16 protein-coding genes are annotated in these 18,951 nt (G+C 74.8%); 2 read left to right on the top strand and 14 right to left on the bottom strand.

The annotated features are described in order from the left end of the window. From MNZ29_RS19385 to trmFO, 9 genes are all read right to left on the bottom strand, one after another. Positions 1 to 648: DnaJ domain-containing protein (locus MNZ29_RS19385; RefSeq protein ID WP_242356378.1), on the bottom strand; the 648-nt coding region annotated here is incomplete at its 3' end. A 119-nt stretch (positions 649 to 767) separates the two neighbouring features. Beyond that, entirely contained in the window at positions 768 to 1,697 is a 930-nt protein-coding gene (argF, locus tag MNZ29_RS19380) for an ornithine carbamoyltransferase (RefSeq protein ID WP_242341133.1), read from the bottom strand. A gap of 18 nt (positions 1,698 to 1,715) precedes the next feature. Further along, the gene (locus MNZ29_RS19375) at positions 1,716 to 2,924 is read right to left on the bottom strand and encodes an acetylornithine transaminase (RefSeq protein ID WP_242341132.1); all 1,209 of its coding nucleotides are present in this window, start codon (positions 2,922 to 2,924) and stop codon (positions 1,716 to 1,718) included. Positions 2,925 to 2,980: 56 nt separating this feature from the next. Continuing rightward, entirely contained in the window at positions 2,981 to 3,832 is an 852-nt protein-coding gene (locus tag MNZ29_RS19370) for a c-type cytochrome (RefSeq protein WP_242341131.1), read from the bottom strand. A 103-nt stretch (positions 3,833 to 3,935) separates the two neighbouring features. Continuing rightward, positions 3,936 to 5,333 carry an ATP-dependent protease ATPase subunit HslU gene (gene hslU, locus MNZ29_RS19365; protein WP_242341130.1) on the bottom strand — a complete coding sequence of 466 codons (1,398 nt, stop codon included), beginning with the start codon at positions 5,331 to 5,333 and terminating at the stop codon, positions 3,936 to 3,938. A gap of 3 nt (positions 5,334 to 5,336) precedes the next feature. Further along, positions 5,337 to 5,882, bottom strand: a complete 546-nt coding sequence (hslV, locus tag MNZ29_RS19360; RefSeq protein WP_242341129.1) for an ATP-dependent protease subunit HslV — start codon at positions 5,880 to 5,882, stop codon at positions 5,337 to 5,339. 77 nt (positions 5,883 to 5,959) lie between these two features. Beyond that, complete coding sequence (gene xerC, locus MNZ29_RS19355; RefSeq protein ID WP_242356376.1) at positions 5,960 to 6,889, bottom strand: tyrosine recombinase XerC; 930 nt, start codon at positions 6,887 to 6,889, stop codon at positions 5,960 to 5,962. Positions 6,890 to 6,963: 74 nt separating this feature from the next. Next, the gene (locus MNZ29_RS19350) at positions 6,964 to 8,553 is read right to left on the bottom strand and encodes a hypothetical protein (protein ID WP_242341127.1); all 1,590 of its coding nucleotides are present in this window, start codon (positions 8,551 to 8,553) and stop codon (positions 6,964 to 6,966) included. Next, positions 8,505 to 9,860 (bottom strand): methylenetetrahydrofolate--tRNA-(uracil(54)-C(5))-methyltransferase (FADH(2)-oxidizing) TrmFO, encoded by a 1,356-nt coding sequence (trmFO, locus tag MNZ29_RS19345; RefSeq protein WP_242341126.1) that lies wholly within the window; start codon positions 9,858 to 9,860, stop codon positions 8,505 to 8,507. The genes MNZ29_RS19350 and trmFO overlap by 49 nt, the downstream gene beginning before the upstream one ends. Positions 9,861 to 10,063: 203 nt before the next feature. On the opposite strand from trmFO, the gene MNZ29_RS19340 reads away from it, so the two are divergent. Beyond that, entirely contained in the window at positions 10,064 to 10,453 is a 390-nt protein-coding gene (locus tag MNZ29_RS19340) for a TraR/DksA C4-type zinc finger protein (protein WP_242341125.1), read from the top strand. Between the two features lie 289 nt (positions 10,454 to 10,742). Here MNZ29_RS19340 and topA read toward each other — a convergent pair whose 3' ends face one another. From topA to pgeF, 5 genes are all read right to left on the bottom strand, one after another. Further along, positions 10,743 to 13,166: a type I DNA topoisomerase gene (gene topA, locus MNZ29_RS19335; RefSeq protein WP_242341297.1), complete on the bottom strand. Its 2,424-nt coding sequence runs from the start codon at positions 13,164 to 13,166 to the stop codon at positions 10,743 to 10,745. Positions 13,167 to 13,180: 14 nt separating this feature from the next. Beyond that, positions 13,181 to 14,044, bottom strand: a complete 864-nt coding sequence (gene dprA, locus MNZ29_RS19330) for a DNA-processing protein DprA (RefSeq protein WP_242341298.1) — start codon at positions 14,042 to 14,044, stop codon at positions 13,181 to 13,183. Between the two features lie 203 nt (positions 14,045 to 14,247). Then, on the bottom strand, positions 14,248 to 15,573 hold the full coding sequence (locus MNZ29_RS19325; RefSeq protein WP_242341299.1) for a LysM peptidoglycan-binding domain-containing protein: 1,326 nt from the start codon (positions 15,571 to 15,573) through the stop codon (positions 14,248 to 14,250). After that, positions 15,570 to 16,445, bottom strand: coding sequence for a tetratricopeptide repeat protein (locus tag MNZ29_RS19320; protein ID WP_242356374.1), 876 nt, complete (start codon positions 16,443 to 16,445; stop codon positions 15,570 to 15,572). The genes MNZ29_RS19325 and MNZ29_RS19320 overlap by 4 nt, the downstream gene beginning before the upstream one ends. 33 nt (positions 16,446 to 16,478) lie before the next feature. Then, a complete protein-coding gene (gene pgeF, locus MNZ29_RS19315; RefSeq protein WP_242341301.1) occupies positions 16,479 to 17,255 on the bottom strand; it encodes a peptidoglycan editing factor PgeF in 777 nt (258 codons plus the stop codon). Positions 17,256 to 17,282: 27 nt separating this feature from the next. Between pgeF and MNZ29_RS19310 the strand changes: the two genes are divergently transcribed. Next, positions 17,283 to 18,731: a diguanylate cyclase gene (locus MNZ29_RS19310; protein WP_242341302.1), complete on the top strand. Its 1,449-nt coding sequence runs from the start codon at positions 17,283 to 17,285 to the stop codon at positions 18,729 to 18,731. The last annotated feature ends 220 nt before the right edge of the window (positions 18,732 to 18,951 follow it).

Genomic DNA, 18,951 nt, shown 5'->3' with positions numbered 1-18,951 from the left:
GGCCTCCGCCGCCGCGCCCTCGTCGACGAGCCACCCGCCACGCTGCGCGGCGGCGCGGCGGCGGGCCTCCGGGGCGAGGCGTACGGCGTCGGGGTGGCGCGGGTCGAGGCCGAGCGCGAGCTGCAGGTCGGCCGCGGCCTGCGCGAGGCGGCCCTCCGCGAGCGCCTCCTTCCCCCGCGCGACGAGCTCGCCCACGCGCGACGCGCGACCGACGATGGGGTTCTGGCGGACGAGCCGGGCCCGGCGCTCTGCCGCGCGACGCTCGTCCTCGAGGCGCCGAGCCTCGAGCTTCGCGCGCGCCTCGGGCGGCGCCGTCTCCCGGGCGTAGGCGGCGCGGCGGTCCTCGTCCGCGAGCACGTCCCGCGCCTCGGTGACCCTGCGGAACACCCGCTCCAGCCGTTCCCGGTAGCTCCCGAGCCGGCGCCCTGCGTAGCGGTCGGGGTGGAAGACTTTCACCTGTTCGAGGTAGGCAGCGCGGGCCGCCTCCACCGAGGCGTTCCACGGCAGGCCCAGCGCCTCCCAGTGGGTCCAGCCGTCCGCGTGGGCTGCGGCGAACAGGACGTCCTTCCGACGGTCGAGCTCGAGCTCGACGTCCTCGGCGAGGTCCGCGGGTGCGAACCGGAACCCTCTGAATTTGTCGCTGTTCAAGCCAGATGACCCCCGCCACCCGCTGGCCAGGCGACATTACCGGCCGTCACGGGGAGGGTCAACGCGGCACACCACGGATGGTGCGCCACCCGAAAGGCCCGGTATGGCCGGACCCACCTCTAGCGGGGGGACAGCAGCAGCTCAAGCAGCGCCTTCTGGGCGTGGAGCCGGTTCTCGGCCTCGTCGAACACCGCCGACTGCGGCCCTTCGAGCACACCGTCGGAGATCTCCTCGCCACGGTGGGCCGGGAGGCAGTGCAGGACGATCGCCTCCGGACGCGCCTTCTGCATGAGCGCCTCGTCGACGATGAACCCCGCGAACCGGCGCTGGCGCTCGGCCGCCTCGCCCTCCTGGCCCATGCTCGCCCAGACGTCGGTGTTCACGACGTGGGCGCCGTCCACGGCCTCCGCCGGCGAGCGCACGACCCGCGCGTGGGCGCCGGCGCGGGCGAGGAGCTTCGCATCGGGATCGTAGCCCTCGGGGCACGCGATGCGCAGGTCGAAGCCGAGCAGGACGCAGGCCTCGAGCCAGCTGTTCGCCATGTTGTTGCCGTCGCCGATCCAGGCCACCGACAGCCCGCCCTTCGAGAGCGCGTCCGCGCCGAAGCGCTCGGTCACGGTGAGCAGGTCGGCGAGGAGCTGGCAGGGGTGCGACGAGTCGGTGAGGGCGTTCACCACCGGGACCGAGGCGTAGCGCGACATCTCCTCGATCTTCTCGTGCTCGAAGGTGCGGACGACGAGGCAGTCGAGGTAGCGAGAGAGGACGCGCGCGGTGTCGCGGATGGGCTCGCCGCGCCCGAGCTGCGTGTCCCGCGGCGACAGCATCATGGCGTCGCCGCCGAGCTGGTAGGCGGCCACGGCGAACGAGACGCGCGTCCGCGTCGACGCCTTCTCGAACACGAGGCCGATGGTCGCGTGCTCGAGGGGCCTTGGCCCCCGCTTGCCGAGGAGCTTCCACTCCGCGGCGCGCTCCACGAGCTCGAGGAGCTCGGAGCGGTCGAGATCGGTGAGGCGGAGGAAGTCGCGCTTCGTGCCGGTCGGGCGTGCCATGGGGGGATCTCCGCTGGATCAGGACTTCGCGGGCGCCGCCGCGAGGGCGGCGGCGAGCCGCTCGACGGCGAGGTCCGCCTCGGCCGCCGTGAGGTTGAGGGGAGGAGCGAGGCGCAGCACGTCCTCGCCGATGGCGTTGACGAGCAGGCCGCGGGCGCGGGCGCCCTTCATCACCTCGGCCGCCGAGACGCCCTTCACCACCAGCGCGAGCAGCATGCCCCGGCCGCGCACCGAGGCCACCCGGCCGCCGGCGGCGAGCCGCTCGAGCCCCGCCCGCAGCCGCGCGCCCACCTCCCGCGACCGCTCGAGCACGCCGCCCGCGAGCTCCGCGAGCACCGCGAGCGCCACCGCGCAGCCGAGCGGATTGCCACCGTAGGTGCTGCCGTGGCTGCCGGGCGTGAGGTGCTGGCCGACCTCCTCCGACGCGAGGAGCGCGCCGATGGGGAAGCCGCCGCCGAGCGACTTCGCGCTCGACATGAGGTCGGGGACGACGCCCGCCCACTCGTGCGCCCACAGCTTCCCGGTCCGGCCCATGCCGGTCTGGACCTCGTCGAGGCAGAGCAGCACGCCGCGCTGCCGCGTGAGCTCGCGCGCCGCCTGCAGGTACCCCTCGGGCGCGGGGATCACCCCCGACTCACCCATGATCGGCTCCACGATGAAGGCCGCCGCCGTGCCGTCGAGCGCGGCCTCGAGCGCGGCGACGTCGCCGAACTTCACGTGGCGTACGCCGGGGACGAGGGGCTCGAAGCCCTGGCGGTACTTCTCCTGCCCGCCCACGGTGACGGTGAAGAGCGAGCGTCCGTGGAAGGAGTCGTCGCACGAGACGATCACGTTGCGCTCGGGGTGGCCGAGGTCGTGGTGGTACTTGCGGGCGAGCTTCAGCATCGCCTCGTTGGCCTCGGCGCCGCTGTTGCAGAAGAAGGCGCGGCTGGCCCACGGGGTCACCTTCAGCAGCGCCTCCGCGAGCTCCACCTGGCGCGGGATGAAGTAGTGGTTGGAGACGTGCCACACCGTGCGGGCCTGCTCCTCGAGCGCCTTCACGAGCGCGGGGTGGCAGTGCCCGAGCACGTTGACCGCCACGCCGCCCAGGAAGTCGAGGTACTCGTTCCCGTCGGCGTCCCAGACCCGGACGCCCTCGCCGCGCGCGATCGCCACCGGCTGTTGCCGGTAGTTGGGGGTGAGCACCTTCTGCGCGCGCTTTGCGACGGCCTCGTTGTTGCCGGTCATCTAGCGCTTATAGCAGCGGCGGGGCGGGTGTTCTAGAGCGGCGCGGGCCCCGCGGGTCAGCGCTTGCCGGCGGGGCGCGGCGGCCACGTCGGCGCGCGGACGCGCTCCTCTCGTACGGTCGCGTTGTACGCGCCGGACGGCCCCAGGTGACGCGACAGGTCGAAGTCCGGCCGCGGCTTCGCGTTCACGAACGCCGCGAGGTCGACCGCCTCGCCGTCCTGGAGGTTCGGCTCGTCCGGCGGCATCGTCACCTTGAGGAACCCCGCCAGCTTCGTCGCGTCCGCGAGCCCCGCCCCCGCGTTGTACGAACGCGGGCCCCAGACCGGCGGGTCGCCCTGGCCGTCCTCGCCGTGGCACGCGGCGCAGCGCTCCGCGTACAGCGCGGCGCCGCGCGCCGTGTCGACCTTGGCCGGATCCACGGACAGCTTCGGGAAGCTGCGCGGCCCGAGCGGCGCCTTGGGGTTCTGCGCGATCCGCTCGCCGGTCGAGAGCCACGTGAGGTACGCGGTGATGGCGACGGCGGGTGCGCCGCCGTTCGGCGGCCGCTGCCCGTTCATGCTGCGCATGAAGCAGTTGAGGACCCGATCCTCGAGCGTGATGACCGCCTTCTCCCGCGGGGACCACGCCGGATAGGCCGCCGCGACGCCGACGAGGGTCGCGCCGCCGGCCTGCGCTCCGGCCTGCGGGTGACAGGACGCGCAGCTCAGCGCGTTCTTCACGTACCGACGCGTGAGCGGGTGCGTCCCGGTCCGCTCGAAGAGCTCCTTCCCGAGCCGGATCGTGTCCCCGAGCGGCCCCTCCGGCAGCTCGCGCGCGGCGGGCGCCTCTTCCGCGCCGCGCGCCGCCGCGGGCGCGATCCCCGCGGCGGCGAGGACGAGCGCGAGCGGGGCCAGGCGGCGGGAGAGCATGGTGACCTCCGGAGCCACCGTCGGTCCGTGGCTCGCCCGCGGCAAGCGGGCACGTGGGGCGGTGAGCGATCGGCCGCCCGGAGGGGTGGACGGCGGGCCGCCGCTACAGGATGTACCGGGCGAGATCCTCGTCCTGGGCGATGCCCTCGAGCCGCTCCCGCACGTACGCGGCGTCGATGACGATCCGCTGGCCGCGCAGGTCCGGCGCGTCGAAGGAGATGCCGTCGAGCAGCCGCTCCATCACCGTGTGCAGCCGGCGCGCGCCGATGTTCTCCATCCGCTCGTTCACCTCCGCGGAGATGCGCGCGATCTCCTCGACGGCGTCGTCGCGGAACTGCACGTCCACGCCCTCGGTGGCGAGGAGGGCGGTGTACTGGCGGACGAGGGAGCTCCTCGGCTCCTTGAGGATGCGGACGAGGTCCTCCCGGCCGAGCGGCTCGAGCTCGACGCGGATGGGGAAGCGGCCCTGCAGCTCGGGGATGAGATCCGAGACCTTCGCCACGTGGAAGGCGCCGGCGGCGATGAAGAGCACGTGGTCGGTCTTCACGACCCCGTACTTGGTGTTGACGTTCGACCCCTCGACGATGGGCAGGAGGTCCCGCTGCACGCCGCCGCGCGACACGTCCGGCCCGTGCCCGGCGTCGCGCCCAGCGATCTTGTCGATCTCGTCGATGAAGATGATGCCGGCGTTCTGCGCGCGATCGAGCGCCTCGCGGACCACCCGGTCCATGTCGACCATCCGGGAGGCCTCCTCCTGCGTGAGGAGCTCGAGCGCCTCCTTCACCTGCACCTTGCGCTTCCGCTTCTTCTGGCCCCCCCCGAGCATGCTCACGATGGGGTTGTTCCCGAGCTGGCTCATCATGTCCTGGAGGCCCTGGGCCATGTCCTCCATGCCGGGCGCCATGAACGGCATCGGCGGCGGCTTCTCGGTGAGCTCCACCTCGACGAGCTCGTCGTCGAGCGTGCCGGCGCGGAGCTGCGCGCGCGCCCGCTCGCGGCCGCCGGCCGCCGGCGGCGCCTCCCCCTCGCCCTCCCCGCGCACGCGCGACACCGCGCTGCGGAACCCGAGCCCGAACCCGCCACCGTACCCGAGCGCGTCGAGGACCTTCTCCTCCGCCGCCTCGCGCGCCCGCTCGCGGAGCTTCTCGACCTCCTCCTCCTTCACGAGCTTCACCGCGGCCTCCACGAGGTCGCGCACCATGGCGTCGACGTCGCGCCCCACGTAGCCGACCTCGGTGAACTTCGAGGCCTCGACCTTCACGAACGGCGCCCCGGCGAGCCGCGCGAGGCGCCGCGCGATCTCGGTCTTCCCCACCCCGGTCGGGCCGATCATCACGATGTTCTTGGGCAGGATCTCGTCCTTGAGCTCCGGCCCGACCTTCTGGCGGCGCCAGCGGTTGCGGAGGGCGTTCGCCACCGCGCGCTTCGCGTTGCCCTGCCCGACCACGTGGCGGTCCAGCTCGGCGACGATCTCCTTCGGCGACAGATCCTGGGGCTTCACGGCCTAGAGCTCCTCGAGCGTGAGGTTCGCGTTCGTGTAGATGCAGATCTCCGCGGCGAGCTTCATCGACTCCTCCGCGATCTGCCGCGCCGGCAGGGGCGAGTGGGCGAGGAGGGCGCGCGCGGCCGCGACGGCGTACGGACCGCCCGAGCCGATGGCGACGACCGCTCCGCCCGGGACGGGATCGGGCTCAATGACGTCCCCCGCGCCGGACAGGACGAGGACGTGCTCGCGATCCGCGACGACGAGCATGGCCTCGAGGCGCCGGAGGAGCCGGTCCGTGCGCCACTGCTTCGCGAGCTCGACGGCCGCGCGGGGCAAGGAGCGCGCGTGCTCCTTGAGCTTCTTCTCGAACAGCTCGAAGAGCTGGAACGCGTCGGCGGTCGCGCCCGCGAAGCCCGCGAGGACCGAGCCCTCGGCGAGCCGGCGGACCTTCCGCGCGGTGGACTTCATGACCGTCTTGTCGAGCGTGACCTGCCCGTCGCTCGCCATGACGACCTTGCCGTCGCGGCGGACGCAGAGGACGGTGGTGCCGTGGAAGGGGCGCATCGCCCGTAGGTAGCGCCGGACGGGCGCCCGGGCAACGGCGGAGATCGCCGCGGGACGCGGCGGCCGGAGCGCGAGGGTCAGCTCCGCTCGCGCTTCGCGCGCGGATGGGCGGAGTCGTAGACGGCGGCGAGGCGCTTCCAGTCCACGTGGGTGTAGCGCTGCGTCGTCGAGAGCGAGGCGTGCCCGAGGAGCTCCTGGATCCCGCGCAGGTCGGCGCCGTTGCCGAGCAGGTGCGTCGCGAAGCAGTGGCGCAGCACGTGCGGGTGCACGTGGCGAGGCAGCCCGGTCGCGATCACCGCCCGGTCGAGCCGCCGCGCGACCGAGCGTGGGCTGAGCCGTCCGCCGCGGTAGTTGAGGAAGAGCGCCTCGCGCGCGCCGGCGTGGTCGCGCCCCGCCGCGAGGACCGGCCGCGCCTCGTCGAGGTAGCGGCCGATCGCCTCGGCCGCCGTCACGCCGAACGGGACGATCCGCTCCTTGCTGCGCTTGCCGAGGACCCGCACGAGCCGGCCGCCGAGATCGAGCGAGCCGCGGTCGAGCCCGGTGAGCTCCGAGACGCGCAGCCCGCTCGCGTAGAGCAGCTCGAGGAACGCGCGGTCGCGCAGTTCCAGGGGCGCGGCGAGCGCGGGGGACTCCACGAGCGCGGCGACCTCCTCCTCGGGCAGGACCTCGGGCAGCCGCTTCGGGCGCCTGGGACCGGAGACCGAGCGCGCCGGGTTCGCCTGGGCGAGCCCCTCGCGCACGAGGAACCGGTAGAGCGTCCGGATCGCGGAGAGCTTGCGCCCGAGGCTCGTCGCGCCGGCGTCCGCCGCCGCGCGCGAGAGGAAGGCGCGCACGATCGCGGGCGAGGACGGCACGACCCCCTGCCCTGCGCTCGCGAGGTACGCAGCGTACTGGGCGAGGTCGGTGAGGTACGCCTTCACCGTGTGCGGCGAGGCGCGTCGCTCCGTGCGGAGGTAGGCCGCGAAGCGCTGGATCTCGGGCGGGAGGGTCCCCTCGTCGACGGGCACGCTGCGATCGGTAGCACCGGGGTGGGCGGGAGGCGAATTCTGGGTCGAGGTCGAGGTCGAGGTCGCGCCGCCCCTCACCTCGGAAGGTCGGCCACGTACACCCCCGCCCGCTTCGGGTCCGCGACCGCGTAGGCGACGCCCCGCGAGTCGGGCCCGAGGAAGCGAGCGGTGCCGGGGAGCACGTGCGTGTCGATCGAGCGGAGCTTCCCGCCCTCCCAGAGCGCGACGTCGAGCGCGATCATGTCGGAGCGCTGCCAGGTGAGGAGGAGCCGCCCGGGGTCGCGCGGGTCGAACTCGAAGCTCTTCACCCCCTGCGCCACGGCCTCCGGCTTCTTCCCCCCGGCGATCCCGGCGGCCGGGACGCGCTCGAGGTCGCACGCCTCGCCGTTCCGCGTGCAGCGGGTGCGGTAGTAGAGCCAGCGCGCGTCGGGCGAGAAGGCGAAGCCGAACACGCCCTGGGCGACCCGCTCCGCCGGCGTCCCCTTCGGCGTGTCGAGGTGCGCGAGCGCGAGGTCGACCGAGTACCCGCCCCGGGTCGTGTGCTGCAGCATCGCGACGTGGGCGCCGTCCGCCGAGACCTCGAACTCGGAGACGTTCGCGCCGAAGGTCCGGGGCGACTGCCCCGGGCCGCCCGCGCCGAGGACGCCCGCGCGGACTCGCGGATCGTACTGCTCGAGCCAGGCGAGGCGCGGCGCGCGGGCCGCCCAGCGGAACTCGCCCACCTCGCGACCGCACAGGGCGCCCGGCTTGCCGAGGGGGCCGACGTGGAGCTCGCCCTGCTGCCCGGGCGCGATCCCCGCGACGTAGGCGAGCGCGGCGCCGTCCCGCGAGAACGCGAACGCGCCCGCCTGGCGCGCGACGCGCGCCGGCGCACCGCCCGTCGAGAGCATGAGGTCGTACCCGGTCGCCGTCTGGACGGTGAACGCGTAGGCCGCGCCGCCCGGCGCGAAGGCGTACTCGCCGGTGCGCTCCGCCACGCGGGCGGGAGGCTCGCTCGCGGCGCGAACGGCGAGCAGCGTCCCCCCCGCGCGGACGCCGCGGCGGGCGAGCGCGGTGGTCGCCCCGGCGCGCGGCGCGCCGTCCTTGGCGAGGAGCTCGAACGAGGAGAGGCCCTCGGCCCCGGGCAGCCACGCGGGGGGCTCGCCGGGGTTCACCCAGAGCAGACGCCCGCCCGCGATCGCCGCCACGCGCTCGCTCCCCGGCACGAACCCGGTGAACGTCACGCCGTCGGCGATCCTCGCCGGCTCGCCGCCGGCGCGGGCGACGTAGAGCGTGCCCGCGCCCGAGAGGTAGTCGTACTCGCCCAGCGCGGCGAGCACCGCGCCCTGGGGCGCCCACGCGAACCCGTGCGGGAGCGTGGTGACCGAGGGCGCCACCTTGCGGGCCTCGCCGCCGGCGGCCGCCACCACCCGCAGCGCGCAGCTCGCGGTCTGGGGCGGGAGGTACTGCCCCTTCACCTCGGCGCACCCGTCGAGGAACGCGAGCCAGGCGCCGTCGGCCGAGGCCTTCAGGGCGCGCACCTGCCCGCGCATCACCGCGCGGCCGAGCCCGTGCTTCTTGGCGGCGTCGTGCTCGCCGGTGCATCCCGCCGCGAGCGCGGCCGCGGCGGCGAGGGTCAGGGCCCGGAGGCTCCAGGGGTGGCGTCCGCAACGGGGTCGATCCACGGCGCGATCTCCTTTCGCGCCCGCTCGACGTGGGCCTCCTTCCGCGCGGCCTTGCCGCGGTGGCGCCCGGTGAGCGGGGGGAACAGCGCGAAGACGACGTTCGACGGCTGGTAATCGTACCCCGGCGGATGGGCCTCGCCGGTGAGATGTCGATGGAGCGCCCCGAGCGCGGTCGCCGGGGGAGGCGGGCGGAAGCCCCTTCCGGCGAGCCGGTCCAGGATCGCGCGCGCCGCGAGGTGCCCGCACGCGGCCGACTCCACGTAGCCCTCGACCCCGGTGATCTGGCCCGCGAAGAACAGGTGCGGCCGCTCCCGCGCGGAGAGGTCCGGCGCGAGGACGCGAGGCGCCTCGAGGAACGTGTTCCGGTGGATCTGGCCGAGGCGCACGAACTCGGCGTTCGCGAGGCCGGGCACCTGCTCGCGGAAGATGCGCCGCTGCTCCGGCCAGGTGAGGCGGGTCTGGAACCCCACGAGGTTGTACGCCGTCCCCTCCACGTCCTCGCGGCGGAGCTGCACCACCGCGTGCGGGCGCCGCCCGGTGCGGGGGTCCTCGAGGCCCACCGGCTTCATCGGCCCGAACGCGAGCACCTCCGCGCCCCGCTCGGCCATCACCTCGATCGGCAGGCAGCCCTCGAAGTAGCGCGGCTCCTCGAAGTCGTGCGCGGGCACCTTCTCGCCGGCGAGCAGCGCCGTGACGAAGGCGCGGTACTGCGCCTCGTCGAAGGGCAGGTTGAGGTAGTCGTCCCCGGCGCCCTTGCCGTACCGCGAGCGCGCGTACGCGATCGAACGGTCGATCGAGTCCGCCGCCACGATCGGCGCGATGGCGTCGTAGAAGTGGAGCCGGCCGCCCGCGAAGGCGGCGATGTCCGCGGCGAGCGCGTCGCCCGTGAGCGGCCCGGTCGCGACGAGCGCGAGCTGTGGCCCCTCGGGGAGGCGCAGCACCTCCTCCTCCCGAAGGTGCACGCGAGGGTGGGCGCGGAGCCGCGCGCCGACGAGCGCGCTGAACCGCTCGCGGTCCACGGCGAGCGCGTCCCCCGCCGGGACGCGGGTCGCGTCGGCGGCGGAGAGGACGAGGCTGCCGAGGCGGCGCAGCTCCTCGTGGAGCAGCCCCACCGCGTTGTGCGGGTTGTCGGAGCGGAGCGAGTTCGAGCAGACGAGCTCGGCGAGACCGCCCTGCGTGTGAGCGGGCGAGCGCCGGCCCGGCTTCATCTCGACGAGCTCCACCTCGGCGCCGCCCTCGGCGAGCCGCCACGCGGCCTCGCTCCCCGCGAGCCCGCCGCCGATCACCGTCACGTGCGCCTGTCCCATGACCACCCGTCGTCCCATCGCATGGCTGGCTCCCCGCCAGCCGGGCGCCTACCGATCTCTCGGAACCCCGACGACCTGGCCGCCTCGACCCGCGGTGCGCAGGTTTCGAGCCGGGCGCGCCCGGGGCCCGGGGGGCGGCGGCGAGAGAGGTTTCGGCCGGACCGGGCGCGCTCCATCTACCGTCCCGACGAAAGGAACGCAACGTGGCCGACGACAGGTTCGAGACGCTGAAGAGCGAGCTGCAGCGCCGCCGCCGCGTGATCCTCGAGACCTTCCGCCGCGCCGACGCCGAGCTCGACGCGCTCCGCTCCGCCGAGCGGGATCCGGAGTTCGAGGAGGGGGCGCAGACCGACCACGAGGCGTACACCCTCGCGCGCCTCTCCGAGAACCAGCGCCGGGAGCTCCAGCAGATCGACGCCGCGCTCGCGCGGATCGACGCGGGGACGTACGGGATCTGCAAGGACTGCGACCAGGAGATCGACCCGCGGCGGCTCGCCGCCCTCCCCTACGCGCTCCTCTGCACGGAGTGCGCGGCCGGGAGCGAGCGGGCCGCGGCGCCGAGGTTCGTCGCGCCGCCCCAGCCGGGGATCTGATCTAACGGGGGCTGCGCCCCCGCCCCGCCGACGGCTGACCGCCGTCGTCGGGGGCCCCACCCCTGCTCGCCGGGTCCCGTGCGCCTACGCGTGGCGGCTTCGCCGCGAACGCGTAGGCGCGTTGATCTGACGGGGGCTGCGCCCCCGCCCCGCCGACGGCTGACCGCCGTCGTCGGGGCCCCACCCCTGCTCGCCGGGGCCGGGGCGCCTCCGCGTGGCGGCTTCGCCGCGAACGCGTAGGCGCCCCGGCGGGCTCGCTTCGCTCGCTGGGGCGAGAATCGGATCTCGGCTACGCGCTCTCGGGCGCGGTCTCCGGACCCTTCGCCTCGGAGTCGCGCCGGTAGCCGCACTCCTTGTTCGGGCAGGCCACGTACGGGCCCGTCTTCTTCGAGTACTTGTCGAGGAGGTACGCGCTGCCGCACTGCGGGCAGGCCTCGTTCCGGGGCCGATCCCAGGACACGAAGTCGCACTTGGGATAGGACGAGCAGCCGTAGAAGGTCTTCCCGCGGCGCGAGCGCTTCTCCGTGATGTACCCGCCGCAGCCCTTCGGGCAGGACACGCCGATGGAGATGGGCTTCGTGCCCTTGCACTCGGGGTAGCGGGTGCACGCGAGGAAGCGGCCGAAGCGGCCGCGCTTCATCACCATCGCGGCGCCGCACTCCGGGCACTTCTCGTCCGTCGGGACGTCCTCCTCCTTCTCCGGGACGATCTTCCCGTCCTCGCGCTTGAAGTTCATCGTGTTCCGGCACTCGGGGTAGCCGGAGCACGCGAGGAACTCGCCCATGCGGCCCCACTTGATGACCATGGGCTTGCCGCACTTCTCGCACGTGAGCTCGGTCGCGATCTCCTGGCGCTTCACGTCGCGCATGTTGACCTCGGCCTTCGCGAGGTCGTCCTTGAAGCTGTCGTAGAAGTCCTTCAGGACCTGCTGCCAGGCGGCGCTCCCCTCCTCGATCTCGTCGAGGCGCTCCTCCATGCCGGCGGTGAAGGCGAGGTCCATCTCGCGCGGGAAGCTCTTCACGAGCTCGTCGGTGACGACGAGGCCGAGGTGGGTCGGCTTGAAGTTCCGCTCGACCTTCTCGACGTAGGTCTTCTCCTGGATGTTCTCGAGGATGGCGGCGTAGGTGGACGGCCGGCCGATGCCGCGCTGCTCGAGCTCCTTCACGAGGGACGACTCGTTGAAGCGCGGGGGCGGCTGCGTGAAGTGCTGCTCGGGGAGGAGCCGGCGCAGGTCGAGCGTCATGCCGGCCTCGAGCGGCGGCAGCTGGCGCTCCTCGTTCGCCTTCTCGCGATCGCCGTTCTCCTTCGCCTCCTCCTCGGCGCCGGCCTCCTCCTCGGGCGGCTTCGCGCCGTAGACGGCGAGGTAGCCGGGGAACTTGAGGATGGAGCCGGTGGCCCGGAACGTGGCCCGGCCGGCGGTGATGTCCGCGGTGGTCTGGTCGTAGACCGCCGGGACCATCTGGCAGGCGACGAACCGGTTCCAGATGAGCTCGTACAGCCGGTACATGTCGCGCTCGCCGATCTGCTCGAAGTACGGGGCCACGCGGGCCGGCGTCCACTCGAGCGAGGTCGGGCGGACCGCCTCGTGGGCCTCCTGGGCGGCCTTCGCCTTCGTCTTGTAGACGTTCGGCGCCTCCGGCAGGTGGTCCTTGCCGTAGGCGTCGGCGATGTAGCCGCGCGCCGCGTCCACCGCCTCGGTGGAGAGCCGGACGGAGTCCGTGCGCATGTACGTGATGAGGCCGATCGCGCCCTCGTCGCCGAGCTCGACGCCCTCGTAGAGCTTCTGCGCGAGGGTCATCGTCTTCTTGGCCGTGAAGCCGAGGCGGTTCGCCGCCTCCTGCTGCAGCTTCGCCGTCGTGAAGGGCGGCGGCGCGTTGCGGCGGCGCTCCTTCTTGTCGACGTTGGCGACGACGTAGGTCGCGCCGTCGAGGTCCTTCACGAGCGCGTGGGTGACCGCGCCTTCCTTCAGCTCCGCCTTCTGGCCGTCGACCTTCGAGAGCCGGGCGCGGAACTCCGGCGGGAGCTTCGCGGCGAGCTCCGCCTCGAGCGTCCAGTACTCCTCGGGCTTGAACGCCTCGATCTCGCGCTCGCGCTCGACCACGAGGCGCACCGCCACGGACTGGACGCGCCCGGCGGAGAGGCCGCGGCGGACCTTCTTCCAGAGGATGGGGCTGATCTGGTAGCCGACGAGCCGGTCGAGGATGCGGCGCGCCTGCTGCGAGTCGAACTTCTTGCGGTCGAGGTCGAGCGGCTTCTCGATCGCCTTCTGGATCGCGTTCTTGGTGATCTCGTTGAAGAGGACGCGGCGGACGCGGCCGTCGCCCGAGTCGCCGATCTCCTCCGCGATGTGGAAGGCGATCGCCTCGCCCTCGCGATCGGGGTCGGTCGCGAGGAAGACGCGCTCGGCGGTGCGCGCGGCGCGCTTGATCTCGGAGAGGACCTTGGCCTTCCCCTTGATGACGTCGTACTGCGGCGTGAAGCCCGCCTCGACGTCGACGCCGATCTTGGACTTCGGCAGGTCCTTCACGTGGCCGACCGACGCGCGGACGTCGTAGGAGCGACCGAGGTACTTCTTGATCGTCTTCGCCTTGGCGGGCGACTCGACGATGACGAGGTTGCCCCCCACCGCGGGCTTCTTCGCGGCGCGCTTGGGCGGAGCGGCCTTCTCCTTCTTCATGCCCTCCGCGGCTGCGACCTTCGTGGCTCTCGGCATCTGTCGGGGTCCCCCTACGTGCGGCGCAGAAAGTAATGGCCCGGGCGCTGCTCGCACAAACCCTCGAGCTCGAGGGTGAGCAGCCCGGCGAGCGCCGGGCCGGGCGCGAGGCCCGCCTGGCGCGCGATCTCGTCGGCGTGACGCGGGCGCCGGGCGAGCGCCGCGAGGAGCGCGCTCTCGGGCGCGGCGAGCGCGGGCAGCGCGAGCTGCCGCTCGGCGACCGGCGCTGCCGGGATGCCGAGCGCCCCGAGCACGTCCTCGGCCGAGGCGGCGACCTTCGCGCCCCGGCGGAGGAGCGCGATCGGCCCGGCGGAGAGCGGCTCGCGCGCGTCGCCCGGCACCGCGAACACCGGCACGCCGTGCGTCCGCGCCCAGTCGGCCGTGATGAGCGCCCCGCTCTTCTCCCCGGCCTGGACGACCACGACCGCCTCCGACAGGCCCGAGACGATCCGGTTCCGCCGGGGGAAGTTCCCGGCGAAGCCCGGCGTCCCGTCGGGCAGCTCGGAGAGGATCGCGCCGCCCTCGGCGAGCACGCGCTGGAGGAGCGGCCGGTTCGAGGCCGGGTAGAGCACGTCGACGCCGGTGCCGAGGACGGCGACCGTGTGGCCGGCCGCGTCGAGCGCCGCGCGGTGCGCGATGGCGTCGATGCCCAGGGCGCCGCCGGAGACGACGGAGACGCCCGCCCGGGCGAGCCCCGCAGCCAGGAGGCGCGCCATCTCCTCCCCGTAGGCGTCCGGGTGGCGCGAGCCGACGACGGCGACGCGCCGGAGGTCGGCGAGCGCGCCGCGCAGGCGCAGCTCGGCCGGACGATCGGGCGTCTGCGCGAGGCGGTCCGGGTAAAGGCCGTCGCCCGGACGGATGGTGGTCGCCTCCTCCATGGAGCGGGGCCATATACCCACCGGGTGGTGGAGCGTCAAGGTGGGGACCCGCCGCCGAATGCACGGACCGTACCTGCCGACACGGTCAAAACGGCCTCCTACCTCCCGTAAACCGGTAGGATTGCGGCCGGCGGGAGGGCGCGCGGGAAGCCGTGCGAGAGCGACGGCCTGGCCGGCGCCCGCGCACCCGGAGGACGGTGGAGCTAGCGACCGCCGGCCCCCTCGGCCGCCGAGCGGACGGCGCGCATCTCCACCCGATCGCCGATGGCGAGCTCCACGAGGCTGCGCGTGACGAGCGCCGCCGAGGCGCGCTCCTTCACGTCGATGACGAGCATCTCGCCGATGTCCTCCTTCGGGAGGCTCGAATCCCAGGCCGGCAGGCCCGGCGCGCGGCCGTAAGGGTCGCCGGCGCGGACCGCCGTGAAGACGTTGCCCTCCTCCACGCCGTCGGCGGAGCCGCGGTCGATGAAGACGACGTGGTGCTCTCCGAGCTGGGTGACGACCTGGACCTGGCCGCCGACGATGGTGCCCTCGAGCGCGCGGCGGTTCGCGCGGCGATCCACCCGGCGGAGGAAGCGCTCCGTCCACGGACCGAGCATGGCGCCGCGCTCGATGGGCTCGAACGACTGCGTGATGACGAGCGTCGCCGCCTTGTCGTCCACCGCGACCACCTTGGCCGCGCCGAGCACGGTGGACTGCCAGCCGAAGAGCTCGTTCGTGCGCGGGTGGCGAATGGGCCGCTCCGTCTTGAAGATGACGTAGGTCTCGCCCGGCTTCACCTCGGCGCGCCGCTCGAACCGCGCGTACGCCTTGTCGTGGCTGGAGAGCATGAGCTTCTCCTCGAACGCGGCCTTGATCGCGCCCGACTCGGCGAGCTCGCGCGGGGTGACGAACGTGTCGTGCCGCGCGAGGAGCGCGCGCGGGGAGACGTAGCCGATCTTGTAGGGCCCGACGACCGCCACCGCGTCGCCGTCGTCGTCGGACTTCCCGTCCGCGCGGGAGAGGTCCTCGAGCTCGCGCGGCGGCGCCTCCTCGGCCTCGGCCACCGGCTCCCCGGCCGGCTCGACGCGCGTCGGGCCCTCGTCGGCGGAGGGGTAGAACCTGAGCAGGTTGCCCGGGTAGATCCAGTGCGGGTTCTCGATGTCCGGGTTGTAGGACCAGATCTTCGGCCAGTACCAGGGGTTGTTCAGGTAGCGGCCGGAGAGATCCCAGAGCGTGTCTCCGGGCCGGATCGTGTACGTGTCCGGCGTCTGGCCGCCGCTCGTGGCGGCGTCCTCCAGCGCGAGCGCGGTGCCGGCCACGGCCGGCGCGAGGCCCTCCTCGCCCGCCGCCGGTGCGCCGGCCGCGTCCGCGGGTACGGCGGCCGCGGTCTCCGAGGGCGCCCCGTCCTGCACGGCGCCGGTGGCCTCCACCTGCGGATCGGCGCTCGCGGTCCGGGCGGCGTCGCGCGCCGCGTCGAGCGCCCCGGCCTGCGCGAGCGCAGCGGCCGGAAGGAGGGCGAGGACGGCGACGAGGTGTCTGCGGATCATGGACCGCTCCTTGCCGGGACGCGCGGCGACGTGTCGCCGCCCTGCCCGGAGATGGCTGCGAGGCGAGTCCCGGCGCGCTCGGCGGCCGGGGTCCTCGGAAACTCGGTGACGAGGCGCTCGAGGATGCGCCGCTCCGCGCTGGCGGAGCCGCGCCGGGACTCGCAGGCGGCGAGCCGCTCGAGGGCGCCGGACAGCGCGTCGCCGGCGGGGTAGTCGTCGCCGGCCCGTGCCGCGAGCGCGCAGGCCGCGTCGTCCTTGCCCGCCGCCGCGTACGACTCGGCCGCCTCGACGAGCGCGTTGTCGGCCGCGGGGTGGCGCGGGTAGCGGGCGACGAAGTCCTCGAGGGCGTGCGCGCGGGCGACGCCGTCGCGGCGGCGCGCCGCGCGGAGCTCGCGATCGGCCTCGACCGAGAGCTCGCGGCCGCCGCCGAGCGCGAGCGCCTCGAGCCGCTCGGGCGCGGGCTCGGCGATGGGGATCGCGGTCGGCACGGGCGGCGGCGCGCGCCGGGGCTGGGGTGCGCCTGCGGCGGGGACCACCGCGGGGAGCGGCTCGGAGGGAGCCATCCTGAGGACGACCGGGGGCGGCTCGGAGGGCTCCACCCTCACGACCGCCAGGTCGGGCGGGACCACGGGCGGGAGCGCCTCGGCGGCCGGGGCGCGGCGCGGCGCCGGGTCTCGCGCGGCGCGCGCGCCGGCGAGCTCCATGCGTGCGGAGAGCCCGTCCACCTTGCGCGCGAGCACCTCGTTGTCGGCGCGCAGCGCGCGCACCTCCGCGCGGAGCGCCTCGACCTCCGAGGGCGCGGCGGCGCCGCCGCCGGCGCAGCCGAGCAACACGACGAGCGCCGCGGAGGCGTTTCGCGCGAGGGGTCTCAAAACTGGAAAATTCTAGGGTTCGGGGGCCGCCCGTCAAGGAAGGGGCCCCTCGCCTGGCCGCCGCGGATGTGCGCTGCCGGGAGCGGACGCGGGTGCGATGAAGCCTACCTGGCGCCCGGTGCGCCCCGCGTCGCGACGGTGAGAGAAGAACAGCTCCCGCTCGCAGGCGGTGCAGCGGCCGAGCACCTCGACGCGCTCGGAACGCACCCCGGCCTCCTCGAGCGCGAGGAGGTTCGCGCGCCACAGGTCGAGGCGCGCAGCGGCGCCGGCGCGGACGACCTCGGCGCCGAAGCGCGCCCGGAACCGCTCGGCGAGCTCGGCCGAGACCTCGTAGCAGCACGGCCCGATCGACGGGCCGATGGCGGCGACGAGGCGCGCCGGGTCGGCGCCCTCCCGCGCGAGCGCGCGGACGCCCTCGGCGGCGGCGAGCCCGATCGTGCCGCGCCAGCCGGCGTGGACCGCGGCGACCGCCCCGCCCTCGGGATCGGCGACGAGCACCGGCACGCAGTCGGCCACCGAGACGCACGCGGCGACGCCGGCGGTGACGGACACGACCGCGTCCGCCTCCTCCGCCGGCGGGGTCGCCGCCGTCGCCCGGAGGCAGCGGGTCCCGTGCACCTGCCGGACGCGCGCGAACCGCAGCCCGGTGGCGGCCTCGAGCCGGCGCCAGTTCTCCTCGACCCGGGCCGGCTCGTCGCCCACGGCGCCCCCCAGGTTCAGGGCGTCCCAGGGCGGCGGGGACGCGCCGCCGGGGCGGGTCGTGAAGCCGTGCGGGAAGGCGGCCAGCCGCTCGCTCGTCAGGAGACGCATCCGACGGGTTATAACCTTCCCTCGCCCATGCTCCGATCGATCCGGCGCTCCATCGGCCGCAAGCTGCTCATCGCGGTCGGCGCCCCCGGCCTCCTCTTCTCCCTCGCCGTGGTCCTCTGGCTGCGCCACGAGAGCCGGGCGCTCGCGCCGGCCGTCGAGCCGCTCCACCGGATCGCGCTCGTGGCGCTCGTCGTGCTGGCGGCGGGGCTCGCGGCGATGCACCTCGTGGTGGTGCGCTACGTCGTCGACCGCCGCCTCCGGCGGCTCGCCGCGGGCATGCGGCGGGCGCGCGAGGGCGACTTCCTGCACCGCGTGCCGGACGAGGGCGAGGACGAGATCGGCCAGGTGGCGAGCACCTACAACGAGACGCTCGCCGCCATCACCGACCTCCACGTCCGCCGCATCGAGGACGCGGCGTCGATCGCCTCGATGGAGCGCGAGCTCTCGCTCAAGGCGGAGCTCGAGGCGCGCGTGCGCGAGCTGACGCTGCTGTTCGAGCTGGGGCGCACGCTCGGTGCGACGCTCGATCTCGACGAGCTCGTCCGCGCGACCGCCGCGCAGGTGGGGAGCGCCCTCGGCGCGGCGGAGCTCCAGGTGCTCCTCGTCGACGAGGCGACCGGCGAGCGGGTGGTGCGCGCCGCCTACGGCAGCGACGGGGCGGCGGTCGGCACCCGGCTCCCCCCGGGCCAGGCGCGCCCCGGCTGGCTCGAGGTGCCGATGGCCCGCGGCGAGGAGGGCGCGGGGGCGATCGCGCTCCGGCCGGCGGGCGGCGGGCTCTCGCCGCAGGAGCGCCGGCTGCTCGAGGCGATCGCGGCGCAGTCCGCCATCGCCGTCGCGAACGCGCGCCTCCACCAGAAGATGGTCCGGCTGTCACAGACGGACGCGCTCACGGGTGCGCACAACCGCCGGAGCCTGTTCGCGCGCCTCGAGGACGAGCTCGAGCGGAGCGCGCGCTTCGACCACGCGACCGCCGTGGCCCTCGTCGACGTCGATCACTTCCGCCGCTACAACGAGGCCTTCGGCCACGCCTCCGGCGACACGGTGCTGCGCCGGGTCGCGGCGGTGCTGGGCGGGGCCGCGCGCAAGGTGGACGTCGTGGCGCGCTACGGCGGCGAGGAGTTCGCGGTGGTGCTCGCCCGCGCCGACCGCGCGGCCGCGCTCGTCGCCGCCGAGAAGCTGCGCGCCGCCGTGACCGCCGCGGCCATCCCGCACCCGGGCGTCGGCCCCGGCCACGTGACCATCTCGGTGGGCGTCGCCATCTACCCGGACGACGCGCGCGACCTCGGCGCGCTCATCGACTGCGCCGACGGGGCGCTGTACGCGGCGAAGCGCGCGGGGCGCAACGTGGTCATGCCGTACGCGCCGGGCATGCGCGACCACCCCGGGCGCAAGCGCGACCAGCGCAGCGCCTCGGATGCGGACGCGGGTGAGCTCAGGCCCGGCGAGGGCAGCCCGCCCGCCGCGGCCGCGGGCTGAGCTCGCCGGAAGGCGCCCTGACGACTCGCCGCGGCGAGCCCGCCTCGCGCGCGGGCTCGGCGGGGCGCGTCACTCGTCGCCGGGGGCTTCCCCGCCCCCCGCGCTCACCGGCTCCTGGCCCTGCGGCGCGGGCGCCACGCGCGCGGGGATGGCCGGCGGGGTCACCGGGCGCGCGGGGGCGGCCGGCGGGGTCCCCGGGCGCGGGGCGCCGCGGACGCGA

The sequence above is a fragment of the Anaeromyxobacter sp. SG64 genome (assembly GCF_022690745.1).
Taxonomy (GTDB): Bacteria; Myxococcota; Myxococcia; order Myxococcales; family Anaeromyxobacteraceae; genus Anaeromyxobacter; species Anaeromyxobacter soli.
This window is presented reverse-complemented; position numbering and strand designations above follow the sequence as displayed.

Coding starts and splice junctions, on each gene's coding strand:
- argF (WP_242341133.1), bottom strand. CDS start 1,697: ATGGCACGCCCGACCGGCACGAAGCGCGACTTCCTCCGCCTCACCGAT.
- MNZ29_RS19375 (WP_242341132.1), bottom strand. CDS start 2,924: ATGACCGGCAACAACGAGGCCGTCGCAAAGCGCGCGCAGAAGGTGCTC.
- MNZ29_RS19370 (WP_242341131.1), bottom strand. CDS start 3,832: ATGCTCTCCCGCCGCCTGGCCCCGCTCGCGCTCGTCCTCGCCGCCGCG.
- hslV (WP_242341129.1), bottom strand. CDS start 5,882: ATGCGCCCCTTCCACGGCACCACCGTCCTCTGCGTCCGCCGCGACGGC.
- trmFO (WP_242341126.1), bottom strand. CDS start 9,860: ATGGGACAGGCGCACGTGACGGTGATCGGCGGCGGGCTCGCGGGGAGC.
- topA (WP_242341297.1), bottom strand. CDS start 13,166: ATGCCGAGAGCCACGAAGGTCGCAGCCGCGGAGGGCATGAAGAAGGAG.
- dprA (WP_242341298.1), bottom strand. CDS start 14,044: ATGGAGGAGGCGACCACCATCCGTCCGGGCGACGGCCTTTACCCGGAC.
- MNZ29_RS19325 (WP_242341299.1), bottom strand. CDS start 15,573: ATGATCCGCAGACACCTCGTCGCCGTCCTCGCCCTCCTTCCGGCCGCT.
- pgeF (WP_242341301.1), bottom strand. CDS start 17,255: ATGCGTCTCCTGACGAGCGAGCGGCTGGCCGCCTTCCCGCACGGCTTC.
- MNZ29_RS19310 (WP_242341302.1), top strand. CDS start 17,283: ATGCTCCGATCGATCCGGCGCTCCATCGGCCGCAAGCTGCTCATCGCG.